Origin of the sequence: Pseudarthrobacter siccitolerans (assembly GCF_030823375.1) — a bacterium.
Lineage (GTDB): Bacteria > Actinomycetota > Actinomycetes > Actinomycetales > Micrococcaceae > Arthrobacter > Arthrobacter siccitolerans_A.
Genome location: NZ_JAUSXB010000001.1, coordinates 3,240,858 through 3,252,157, shown reverse-complemented (window position 1 = coordinate 3,252,157; position 11,300 = coordinate 3,240,858). Strand labels below are relative to the sequence as shown.

Genomic DNA, 11,300 nt, shown 5'->3' with positions numbered 1-11,300 from the left:
TCGTGGACAGTTGATCAGGCGGCTTGTGCCGGCTGAAGTTTATTGCTGGTGAGGAATTGTTCGTGTTCCACCGGCGTGATGTAACCCAGGGCTGAGTGAAGCCGGGAGCGGTTGTAGAACTCCTCGATCCAGCGTCCTGTTTCCCGGATCGCGTCCTGCCTGTTTGCCCACCGGCGCCGGTCGTAAAACTCGGTTTTCAGGGTCGACCAGAAGGACTCCTGCATCGCGTTGTCCCAGCACACGCCGGTCCGCCCGACGGACTGCCTGATGCCCAGTCCAGAGCAGACGTCGTTGAGCTGGGCGGAGGTGTACTGGGTGCCGCGGTCTGCATGGAACACGACCCCGGCCGGGCCGCCGCCGCGCAGGACGTAGGCCATGCGCAGCGCCCGCTCCACCAGGCTGGTGGTTTGGGTGGAGTCCATCGCCCACCCAATCACACGCCGGGAGCAGGCATCCCTGACAGCACACAAATACACCCACCCTTCACCGGTGCGCAGGTACGTAATGTCCGAGATCCAGACAGCATCCAAAGCCCCGGTGTCCCACTTTCTGGCCACCAGATCAGGGATCGAATGCACCCGCGCCTCACCGATCGGGGCTACCGGCCGGAACCGCCGCGGCGAGATCCCTTCCAGGCCTTGCCGGCGCATCGAGGCGGCCACGGTCTTCCGGTCAACGCCGGTCCCGTTCCTGGCCAACGCGGCCTGCACCCTGGGCGCCCCGTAGATCCCGGTCGAATCCCGGTGCACCCGCCGGACCTTCGCATCCAGTTGCGCCCGCAGCACGGTCCGCTCCGACTCCTCGGAGCTTCGTCGGCGCCAGGCGTAGAACCCGGACCGGGACACACGCAAAAGCCGGGCCATCCGCTGGACCGGGTAGTTAGCCTTCTCGGCCTCCATCAGCTCGAAGCATTCCGATTCTGCTGCTTGGAAGCGAAGAAGGCTGCGGCTTTTCCCAGGAACTCGTTATCCATCCGCAGCTGCGCGTTCTCCCTGCGCAAACGCTCCAGCTCAGACTTCTCCGTCTCAGCCGCAGCGAACTCCTCGGGAGCCTCCAGGCGGGCCCGTTCCTGAGCCACCCACCGGCCCAGCAACTGCTCACCCAGACCCAGCTCCCGGGCCACCGGCGCGACCGGCCGGCCCGTATCGATGACAAGGCGCGCAGCCTCCCGCCGATACTCGGGAGTGAATTTACGTCGTGTCGTGCTCACAAGAACACCTTCCCGCAGAATCCCAGGATCCCGCTACTTCAGGTGTCCACCAACAGAGGTTAACCCCAATCTCTGCCGACGGGGAGAGTGTCTGGGATTGGACGAAGAGCACATTGACCGTAGGGCTGGAGCGAGGACCTCATGCATCGATGCCGCTGGTGAGAAAAGCAGGTTCAGCCGCTGGCTGAAGGCATCACGGTTCCGACGCCGCCGCGGGAAGCCTAGTTCCTCGAAGCGGCAGCAAAAGGGACGCCGAAAAGCTTTGGGCTGCTGTCACTACTGGGAGCGCAGGGTGCCAACCACGACCGTTCCGTCGAGCTCTTCCGAGTGAACAGTTCGTGCGGCCAGTCCGGCTGCAGCCATGATGCCGGCCGTTCCAGCTGCCTGGCGCTCACTGGTTTCGATGACAAGATGACCATCCGGATCCAACCACTCCGGGGCTTCGCCGATGATTCGGCGGTGGAGGCTCAAGCCGTCCGGGCCGCCGTCGAGCGAGATCCGCGGCTCATAGATCCTGGCTTCGGGCGGCATGGTGGGCAGCACGTCCGTGGGTACGTACGGAGCATTCACCACAATGAGCTTCACCTGCGCGCGGAGCCGGAAGGGAAGCCCGGCATAGAGATCACCTTGATGAACCTGCCCGCCTACGGTCGCGAGGTTCCGGCGGGCGCACTCCACGGCCGCGGAGTCAATGTCCTCGGCGTGAAGCTCCTTCACCGGCATTTGGGAAGCAACCCCCACACCCACTGCCCCGGATCCGCAGCAAAGATCAACAACGGCCCCCGGCTCAGCGCCTGCCATGCGGTTTTTCCGCAGCAGCGTAACGGCCTCAGAAACAACGAGTTCCGTGCGCAGGCGCGGCACAAAGACACCGGGATCAACGGCAATGCGAAGACCACAAAACCCGGCCCAGCCAACAATGTATTCAAGTGGCTCACCGGAAACACGGCGCCTGATCCATTCGGTGAGCTTCGCAGGGCCGGACGCTTCGGACAACAGCAACTGCGCTTCATCTTCGGCGAAAACGCAGCCGGCGGCCCTTAGGAGGGTGACAATTTCGCCAAAAACGGGACGGGCAAGTGATTCGGGACGCGGCATGGGAGCGCCTTTCGGTGGGCCGGCGGGCACTCGCACTTCTTCCAGCAGCTTGTCCGAACTAGCCCTGGCGGCCCGGGCGGCACTGGAAAGGAGTACCCAAAACTGATGAAGCAGGAATAGGACTCACCTCCCTTTGCCATGGCTGGAATCCAATGCTAATCCGTCGTTGCACCGAATGGGGGCACTTTGTTGGCAGGATTGACCTATGACTTCCCCTGCCCAGCACCCCATTATCTGGACCGGCACCTACACCTCCGACGGCGGCGGCCGGGCAGAAGGGATCGGAGCCTTGTCCGCCCACCCCGACGGGAGGTTGGAATGGCTGGGTACGGCAGCCAAGGCCGATTCGCCGTCGTTCGTTGCCGTCCATCCCACCCTGCCCGTGGTGTACGCAGTGGCCGAGCAGCGCAAGATGGTGCGGGCCTTCCGGCGCACGGGCGATTTCGGGCTTGAGCCGCTTGGCGAGCCCCAGCCAGCCGGGGAAGCAACCTGCCATGTGGCGGTAGACCCCCAGGGGCGCTTCCTCACCGCCGCCTGCTGGGGGGATGGCCAAGTGCTGCTCTACGAACTGGATTCCGACGGCGGCATCACGGCACGCTTCCCCGCGCCCGCTTCAGCGGATCCGCACTCCGTCCGGACCCCGGGTGAGCCCCGGCGGAGCCGCGCCCATGCCAGCCTCATGCTGCAGGACGGCCGTATCATGACAACAGACCTGGGGCATGACACCCTGCGCATCTGGAACTATGTGCCGGGATCAGGACTGGTAGCGGACCACGAGGTGGCACTCCCCTTCGGCTGCGGGCCCCGCCATCTGGTGCAGCATCCCAGCGGCAACGTCTTTGTGGTTTCGGAATACTCCATCGAGGTCTTCGTAGTCCGGCCCGAGGCCGGGACCTTTGAGCTCGTTTTCCGGGGTCCGGCAACCTCCGGCGGCAGCATGCCGGATGACTCCGCAGCCGAAATCTGCCTGGACCAGGAGGGCAGGCACGCGTACGTGGGTGTGCGCGGTTCGAACCTTCTGAGCGTGCTGGACGTCGCTGCCGAAGGGACGGAACTGCTGCCCGTCCAGGACTTTCCCAGCGGAGGAAACTGGCCGCGCCACCACATCGTCAGGGGAAACTGGCTTCACGTCGCCCACGAACGCTCGGACAACATCGCCACTTTCGAGTTGGACCCTGCCAGCGGGCTACCGGGCCCCCTGGTCCACGACCTGCAAACGCCGTCGCCAACGGCCCTGGTGCCGGCCCCGTGACGGCAAGTCCAGAAACGCCGTCGCCAACGGCCCGGGTGCCGGCCCCGTGACGGCAAGTCCAGAAACGCCGTCGCCGACGGCCCTGGTGCCGGCCCCGTGACGGCAAGTCCAGAAACGCCGTCGCCGACGGCCCTGGTGCAGGCTCCGTGACGGTAAGTCCCGCAACGCGTACGGCTCCCTCCACGCAGTCATGCTGCACCAACACTGCGGCGTAGAGGCTTTCCCTAAACGCTGGAGTTATTCAGTGCAAGCGCTTACAGTTGTGACGTGGTTCACAGGAGCCAGGCCCTTATCGGCCAAAGCACCTCTTGCCACACCCCTTGCCCCGGCAAGCCTGTATAGCAGCGCAGCTCCCAGGAAAGGTCTCTTCCTTGAAATTCCGCACCCTCCCCAGCGCATTCCCACGCGCTAAAACGAGCACCAGAACAAACACAAGATCAGCCATCACACCTCATCCAAAGCTCAGCCGAAGTGAACTCGCCTCCGGGGCTCGAACCGCCGCCAGGACCACAACGCGCGCGGCAGCTGCGCTCGTGGCCGCGACAGTTGCCCTGTCCGCCTCCGTTCTTCCCGCTCAGGCCGCCCCCGGCACCAAAGACCCAGACGCTAATGGACAAAACAACAAAAACCCGGGCTCGACGTCGGCCCTGCACAGCCTTCGAGGGCCCGTCACGGACGAGAACTTCTACTTCGTCATGGCTGACCGCTTCAGCAATGGCAGCACCGCAAACGACGATGGCGGCCTGGGCACCGACCCTATGGTGTCCGGCTTTGATCCCACCAAAAAGGGGTTCTACAACGGCGGCGACCTGGCCGGCCTGCTGGAGAAGATCGACTACATCCAGGGCCTGGGCACCACCTCGATCTGGCTGACCCCCAGCTTCAAGAACAAGGCGGTGCAGCCCGAGGACAAGTCCGCTGGCTACCACGGCTACTGGGTCACGGATTTCACCCAGATCGATCCCCACCTTGGCACCAATGACGAACTCAAGGCACTCATCGACGTAGCCCACAGCCGCGGCATGAAGGTGTACTTCGACATCATCACCAACCACACCGCTGACGTCATCGGCTACGGCGACCACCCCCGGGAGGGCTATGTCTCCAAGGACGCAATGCCCTACAACACGGCGGAAGGCACCGCATTCGATGACCGGAACTACGCGGGCACGGGGAGCTTCCCCAAACTCGACCCGGCCACATCGTTCCCCTACGAACCCGTGCTGGATCCGGGCGAAGAAAACCTGAAGGTTCCCGCCTGGTTGAACGATCCCACGCTCTACCACAACCGCGGCGACACCACTTTTGTGGGCGAGGACTCGTTCTACGGTGACTTCTTCGGCCTGGATGACCTCTTCACCGAGCACCACAAAGTGGTGGACGGGATGAAGGACATCTACCAGACCTGGATCCGCGAATTCGGCGTGGACGGCTTCCGGATCGACACCATGAAGCACGTCAACAACGAGTTCTGGCAGGAATTCGGCCCCGACGTCCTCAGCTACGCCAAGGAGCACGGCAAGGACGAGTTCTTTATGTTCGGCGAGGTCTTCGACACCACCAAGAGCTTCACCTCGCAGTTCACCACCCGGAACAACATGCAGGCAGTGCTGGACTTCCCCTTCCAGGACGCAGCCCGCAACTTCGCCTCCAAGGGCCAGGACGCAACCGCGCTGGAAACGTTCTTCGCAGGCGACGACTGGTATACGGACGCGGATTCAAACGTCTACGAGCTTCCCACCTTCCTGGGCAACCACGACATGGGCCGCATTGGCAGCTTCATCGCGGCGGACAATCCCGGATCAACTGATGCGGAGCAGGTGGCCCGGGACCAGCTGGCCCACGAGCTGATGTACTTCTCCCGCGGCAACCCAGTGGTCTACTACGGCGACGAGCAGGGCTTCACCGGCCCCGGCGGGGACCAGGATGCCCGGCAGACGCTCTTTGCCAGCCAGGTTCCGGAGTACCTCGACGACGACCTGCTGGGCACCGATGCAACCCATGCCACGGACAACTTCAACACCGGGCACCCGCTTTACGGCAAGATCAGCCAGCTCGCAGGACTGGCGAAGGAACACCCGGCATTGCGCGACGGCGCCCACCAGCACCGCTACGCCTCGATCGGTCCCGGCATCTATGCTTTCTCCCGAACGAACGCCGGGGACCAGCGCGAGTACGTGGTGGCGCTGAACAACAGTGAGCAGCCGCAGACCGCGGAAGTGCCCACCTACATCGACAAGCGCACCTACACCAGGATCTACGGCGAAGGCGCGGACGAGGTCAAAACGACCGCAGAGGGCAAGCTGACGGTCACGGTTCCCCCGCTTTCCGCCGTGGTTTACCAGTCCTCCGGCCGGATTCCGCAATCCAAAGCGGCGCCCGCCGTCGTCCTCCAGGAGCCGGCCCCGGCACAAGGTGACAACGGGCGGCTTAAGGTGGCGGCCGACGTCGACGGTTCTTCGTTCTACGAGGTCACCTTCGAGGCCAGGACGGCAGACGGCGGGTGGGAGCCCATCGGCACGGACGACACGGCGCCCTACCAGGTGTTCCATGACGTGGCGGCCTTGGATGCCGGCACTCCCGTGGAGTACCGCGCCACTGTCCTGGACAACGGCGGCCACACCGCCGCTTCCGAGTCCCGCAGCGCCGCAGTTCCTGCACCAGTCCTCACGCTCCAGAAGCCGGTTGAGGGCAGCAGCGTCAAGGGCTCGGTGGAGCTCAGTGCCACGGCAGACCCGGAAAAGGCCAGCCACGTGGTGGCCTTCGAACGCAGCGTCGCCGGCGGGGACTGGACCGCAGTTGGCTCGGACGACTCCTCACCGGTGTACTCGGTGAAGGACGACGTGTCGGGCCTCGCGGACGGAACCCAGCTGCGGTACCGCGCCAGCATGGCTGGCATCGGTTTCAACGTCGTCAGCGGCGTCCGGACCGTCACCATAGGCGAAGCGCCGCAGCCGGATTCGGTCACGATAGCCGGTTCCCTGAACCAGGTCATGGGCTGCCCTGCGCAGTGGGACCCCGCGTGCACCCGGGCCAAGATGGTCCTGGATCCCGCGGACAAGATCTGGCGCCTGACCGTTGATCTTCCCGCCGGCAAGTACGAGTACAAGGCCGCCCTTAACGGCAATTGGGATGTGAACTACGGAGCCGACGGTGCCTTGAACGGATCAAATATCGTGCTGGACCACCCGGGCGGGCCCGTCACGTTCCGCTACGACAACAGCACCCACCTGCTGAGCACCGTCTACACGTCGCAGCAGCCGCAGGCCGTTTCGGTCGCCGGCAGCCTGGGGTCTGAGCTGGGCTGCACCGGCGATTGGCTGCCCGAGTGCAACCAGGCCCAGCTCGCACTGGATCCTGCCGACCTGGTGTGGAAGCTGACCGTTCCGGACCTGCCGGCAGGCATGTACGAGTTCAAGGCGGCGCTGGACCGGTCCTGGAACGTGAACTACGGCGCCAACGGCATGCCGAACGGCGGCAATATTCCGTTTGAGCACGACGGCGGCGCAGTCACCTTCCGGTACGACCACTTCACGCACCTGCTGACGGCGGGCTAGCAGCACACTCCTACGCCCGCAGGGTTCCCTGCGGGCGTTGGAGGGCCGCCTAACTTCTTAAGGCGTGCCCCAGGCTGACGATGAGCCGGCGCACGGCATCCTCTGCGGTGGGGGGTGCGCCAAAAACCTCGGCCTGTCGCGTTGTGTCGGCAACGTACTTGCCGGTTTGGAACCAGCCCATCATGGCGGCCGTACTTTGTACCATCGAATTGAACGGCCCGAGCAGCGCACCCGCCGCCTGCACACCTTTCACGGGAACGGACTGCACCCGGATCTCCTCACCGGTCAGCCGCTCCGCAATGTCGGCAAACTCCTGCATGGAGATGGGCCGGCCCCAGCCGATATCGATCCGCTGGCCCTCCACGCCCGGTACATCCACGGCGGCCGCCAGGTATTCAGCCAGATCCGGCGTGAGGACAAACGTCAGCGGGATTCCTGCCGAACCAAACCATCTGACCCTGTGCTTGGTGATGGGGTCACCGCCAAACCGGGTCACCTGGTCCAGGAAAGCGCCGGGACGTAACGCCACAAACGGGACCCCCGAGGGCCTGCAGCCGGTCCTCCATCAGCCGTTTGTGCCAGAAGTGCGGGACGTTGGGCGTCTGGTCGCAGGTCAGGATGCTGGTGAAGACAAATCTGCGGACGCCGGCACGTTTCGCAGCATCGGCGAGGTTCGAGTTGCCCACGGTGTCGATCACGGCGCTGTCGCCTTTCCGGTGCCTGGTGTAGCCGGCGGCGGTGGTAACCACGGCATCCGCGTCAGCCATGGCCCGAAGCAGCGAGTCCGGATCCATCATGTCCCCGCGGGCGATCTCCACGCCCGCAGCCTCCAACGTCGACGCATCCGAGCCCTCGCGCACCAGGGCACGCACCTGCTTCCCCCGGTTCAACAACTCGGTGACTACCTGGCCGCCGAGCATGCCAGTGCCGCCTACTACCAGTACCGGTCCCTCGCCCATCGCCCTCTCCTGACTGTTAACCTGGCCGCCTGGCCCGGCCCGCCTGCCTTAGCCGTGCAGGGCTCCCTCCACCGCAGCCAGCAGCGAGTTGAACCGCGGGTTTGCGGAAAGATCATCCAGGAGGACGGACCGGCCGTCCGGACCGGCCAGCGGAACCTGCCAGTTCGGGTAGAGGGCCTCGGTGGTTCCGGGCTGGTTCTGGACCCGCCGCTCGCCCACAGCGTCCACCAGGGCAACACCAAGGAGCACCGACGGCGCCTGGGCCAACAGCAGGTGCAGCGCCTCGATGGTCCTTTCTTCTTTGCCGGCCGCTCCGCCGGACGCGTCTTCGGGCAGGTACCCGCGTTCCCGCAGGAGGGCAAACATCTTCTCCAGCGAGGCGTTGTGCTCGGCCCGCTCCTCCGCTTCCGAGCGCTCCAGCAGGCCCAGCCCGCTGCGCAGGGCCACGTGGTCCCCGGCGAGGTAGCCGGCGGTGGGCGGAAGGTCGTGGGTGTTGACGCTGGCGAGTGCCTGCGTGCGGTAGCGTTCCGGCGCGAGGGGCGAATCGCCGTCGTACTCAAACCAGAGGATGGAGGTGCCCAGGATGCCGCGGGCGGCAAGGTAGTCCCGGACCCACGGCTCGAAGGTGCCCAGGTCCTCCCCGATCACCACGGCTCCGGCACGCTGCGCTTCGAGGGCGAGGATGCCAATCAGTGCCTCGTGGTCGTATTTCACGTACGCACCATCGCCCGGAGCATTGCCCGCCGGAATCCACCACAGCCGGAAGAGACCCAGGATGTGGTCCACCCGGACGCCGCCGGCATGGCGCAGCACGGTGGCCAGCATGTTCCGGAACGGGATGTAGCCCGCCTCCGCCAGCCGGGCGGGATGCCAAGGGGGTTGGCCCCAGTCCTGGCCCTGCTGGTTGTACATGTCCGGCGGGGCACCCACGCTGGTGCCCGATGCCAACACGTTGTGAAGTGTCCAGGCGTCGGCGCTGCTGTGGTCCACGCCCACGGCGAGGTCGTGCACCACGCCAAGCCGCATGCCGGACCGGAGCGCGGCCTGCTGGGCGCTTTCGAGCTGTTCGTCACAGATCCACTGCAGCCAGCGGTGGAACCCGATCCGGTCCGCGAGCCTTTCCCGGAGCGCCTCAGTCTGGGGACTGCCGAGTGCGCAGTCGGGATCGGACCAGAACGGGTCCCCGGCCGGCAGGTCCTCCCGGATGGCGGACCACAGGGCAAAGTCGTCAAGTCCCTGGCCGGAGATGCGGCAGAACTCGTCGAAGGCAGCCTGCCGGGCCGGCGGGCGGCGGGCATGGTAGAGCAGCTCAAGTGCCTGCAGCTTGGCCGCGTAGACGGCGTCGCGGTCCAGCCGGTTGGCCTCCCTGTTCAGCCCTGCCACCTCGTCGTGGAGCTTCTCCACGACGGCTCGTTTGCGCGGCTTGAGGTACGCCACTTCAGGGATCGCCTCGATGCGGATGTACAGCGGGTTGAAGAACCGCCGGGTGGACGGCGAATACGGTGACGGCTGCACGGGCGGAACCGGCTCCGCAGCATGCAGCGGGTTAACCAGGACGTAGTCCGCCCCGCGGGTGCCGCTGAGGGCCGCCAGGTCAGCCAAATCAGAGAAGTCGCCGATGCCCCAGGACCGCTTGGAGCGTACGGAATAGAGCTGGGTGGCCAGTCCCCAGCCCCGGCGCTCCTCCAGTGGCGCTGCGGTGGACAGCCGGGCGGGCACCACCACCAGGGTGGCGGACGCGGTGGCACCTTCGGATTCGGCGTGCAGGGTGTGCCATCCCAGCGGCAAGTCCTGCGGGAGGGCGAAGGTGGCACGTCCGGTCGCAACGCCGTCGACATCACGTGGCTGCATCCAAAAGTCCTGCTGGGCCGCGTCCCTGGACCCGGCACCGCCTTCAAGCGTGATGCTTAATCGGGCTGTGGCGCCATCACGCACGTGCACCGGAACCTGCGCCGGTTCACCCTGCTGGATCACGACGGCGGGTGGCAGCATGCGCCGCCAGGGCGCCAGTTCCGCTTCCGCCAGGGCCTCTTCGATGAGCTGGTTGGTGTTCGCCTGCACCCCGAGGGAGGCGAGGACCTTGATCAAGGTGTCCTCGGCAACAGCGTGCGGCAGCCCATCCCAGCCCTGGAAGGAGGTTCCCACCCCATGCGCATCCGCCAACTGCTGGAGGAGGTGCGGATCCACGGGCTCCCCGGCAGGAGCGGGTTCACGGGTAGCGGGTTCACGGGCAGCGGGTGGAAAGGCCGGCGGATCCGTGGGCGCCGCCGGTGGTGGGAAGTGCTGCTGGTCTGAAGCCGTCATTCGTGTCCGCCTCGTCTGGTGTGATGTGGCCCGAACTTACTGTGCTGCCTGTTGCGCCGGGCGTTTGCACCCCGCGCACAACCGTTGGTTCAGATTATTGCAGGCCGGCGCACAGGTGAAACCCAGGCCGGTTTGAGTCGCAATTCAGGGCTCGAAATGGGTGGTGACAGCGCCCGAGCTGACCTGGCTCAGGATGTCCCCGGCCAGATCGCGCAGTTTCCGGTTCCGGTGGCTGGAAGCCCTGGTCAGGACAGCCATCGCTTCATCCTGTGTACACCTGTTTTGGGCCATCACCACACCGCACGCCAAATTGATGACAGTCCGGTGTTCCAGGGCGGCGCTGAGGTCCTCCGCCAGGTTCTGGGCATCAGCGATCCTCAGCGCGAGCCGCACTGCCCGTCCCGCCAGCTCGGCAAAACTCTCGGCCCGCTGGACCACGGCGTCGGTGAAGACCCCCGGTTCGGAAGCGAAGAAGTTGAGTGCGGCTGCGTGGTTATTGTCGAGGGCGAGAGGAACGCCCAGCACGCTGCCGCAGCCGTTTTCCTTCAGAAGCTTCTGGTATTCCGGCCAGCGGGAGTCTCTTGCCACGTCAGCGAGGAGCACGGGCTTCATTATCTCCAGGGCTGTGAGGCAGGGTCCCTGCCCCAGATCCTGCTCGAGCCTGTCCAGCCGGGTTGCGCGCGGGCTGCTTCCGGCCACGGTGGCATTGCGCTTGCGCTGCCGCAGGGTAACGCCGCACTCGACGTGGGAAAGGGCTGTCTCCCCCAGCGTGGAGGCAGCGAGGATGGAGAGTTCGCCAAGGAATCCGCTCACGTTGGCGCTGCCGATAATCATGTCGTGCAGCTTGACGAACTGTTCGTCGCTGCTGGGAGTGTCCATGCCTCAATATATGCGACATGGCACCCCTCCGGCGCTCCATA

General features: G+C 65.4%; 8 protein-coding genes. 2 read left to right on the top strand and 6 right to left on the bottom strand.

Annotated elements, in window-relative coordinates:
• Window positions 1–14 precede the first annotated feature (14 nt).
• A protein-coding gene (locus QFZ36_RS15120) for an IS3 family transposase (protein WP_306635277.1) occupies window positions 15–1,210 on the bottom strand; the annotation gives its coding sequence in 2 pieces (ribosomal slippage) (window positions 15–943 and window positions 943–1,210; 1,197 coding nt in all).
• A 276-nt stretch (window positions 1,211–1,486) separates the two neighbouring features.
• Window positions 1,487–2,308 carry a putative protein N(5)-glutamine methyltransferase gene (locus QFZ36_RS15115; protein WP_306637724.1) on the bottom strand — a complete coding sequence of 274 codons (822 nt, stop codon included), beginning with the start codon at window positions 2,306–2,308 and terminating at the stop codon, window positions 1,487–1,489.
• Window positions 2,309–2,513: 205 nt separating this feature from the next.
• Between QFZ36_RS15115 and QFZ36_RS15110 the strand changes: the two genes are divergently transcribed.
• Together QFZ36_RS15110 and QFZ36_RS15105 are read left to right on the top strand one after the other, a co-directional pair.
• Window positions 2,514–3,560 (top strand): lactonase family protein, encoded by a 1,047-nt coding sequence (locus tag QFZ36_RS15110; RefSeq protein ID WP_306637723.1) that lies wholly within the window; start codon window positions 2,514–2,516, stop codon window positions 3,558–3,560.
• A 533-nt stretch (window positions 3,561–4,093) separates the two neighbouring features.
• Entirely contained in the window at window positions 4,094–7,117 is a 3,024-nt protein-coding gene (locus QFZ36_RS15105) for an alpha-amylase family glycosyl hydrolase (RefSeq protein WP_306637722.1), read from the top strand.
• A 49-nt stretch (window positions 7,118–7,166) separates the two neighbouring features.
• Here the strand turns inward: QFZ36_RS15105 and QFZ36_RS15100 are convergent, their stop codons facing one another.
• The 4 genes from QFZ36_RS15100 to QFZ36_RS15085 all read right to left on the bottom strand — a co-directional run bounded on the left by QFZ36_RS15100 (window position 7,167) and on the right by QFZ36_RS15085 (window position 11,259).
• On the bottom strand, window positions 7,167–7,613 hold the full coding sequence (locus QFZ36_RS15100; protein ID WP_306637721.1) for a hypothetical protein: 447 nt from the start codon (window positions 7,611–7,613) through the stop codon (window positions 7,167–7,169).
• Window positions 7,594–8,076: an NmrA family NAD(P)-binding protein gene (locus QFZ36_RS15095; RefSeq protein WP_306637720.1), complete on the bottom strand. Its 483-nt coding sequence runs from the start codon at window positions 8,074–8,076 to the stop codon at window positions 7,594–7,596. The genes QFZ36_RS15100 and QFZ36_RS15095 overlap by 20 nt, the downstream gene beginning before the upstream one ends.
• 48 nt (window positions 8,077–8,124) lie before the next feature.
• Window positions 8,125–10,380, bottom strand: a complete 2,256-nt coding sequence (gene malQ, locus QFZ36_RS15090) for a 4-alpha-glucanotransferase (protein ID WP_306637719.1) — start codon at window positions 10,378–10,380, stop codon at window positions 8,125–8,127.
• A gap of 144 nt (window positions 10,381–10,524) precedes the next feature.
• The gene (locus tag QFZ36_RS15085; RefSeq protein WP_306637718.1) at window positions 10,525–11,259 is read right to left on the bottom strand and encodes a GAF and ANTAR domain-containing protein; all 735 of its coding nucleotides are present in this window, start codon (window positions 11,257–11,259) and stop codon (window positions 10,525–10,527) included.
• Window positions 11,260–11,300: the final 41 nt, after the last annotated feature.

Coding starts and splice junctions, on each gene's coding strand:
- QFZ36_RS15115 (WP_306637724.1), bottom strand. CDS start 2,308: ATGCCGCGTCCCGAATCACTTGCCCGTCCCGTTTTTGGCGAAATTGTC.
- QFZ36_RS15110 (WP_306637723.1), top strand. CDS start 2,514: ATGACTTCCCCTGCCCAGCACCCCATTATCTGGACCGGCACCTACACC.
- QFZ36_RS15095 (WP_306637720.1), bottom strand. CDS start 8,076: ATGGGCGAGGGACCGGTACTGGTAGTAGGCGGCACTGGCATGCTCGGC.
- malQ (WP_306637719.1), bottom strand. CDS start 10,380: ATGACGGCTTCAGACCAGCAGCACTTCCCACCACCGGCGGCGCCCACG.
- QFZ36_RS15085 (WP_306637718.1), bottom strand. CDS start 11,259: ATGGACACTCCCAGCAGCGACGAACAGTTCGTCAAGCTGCACGACATG.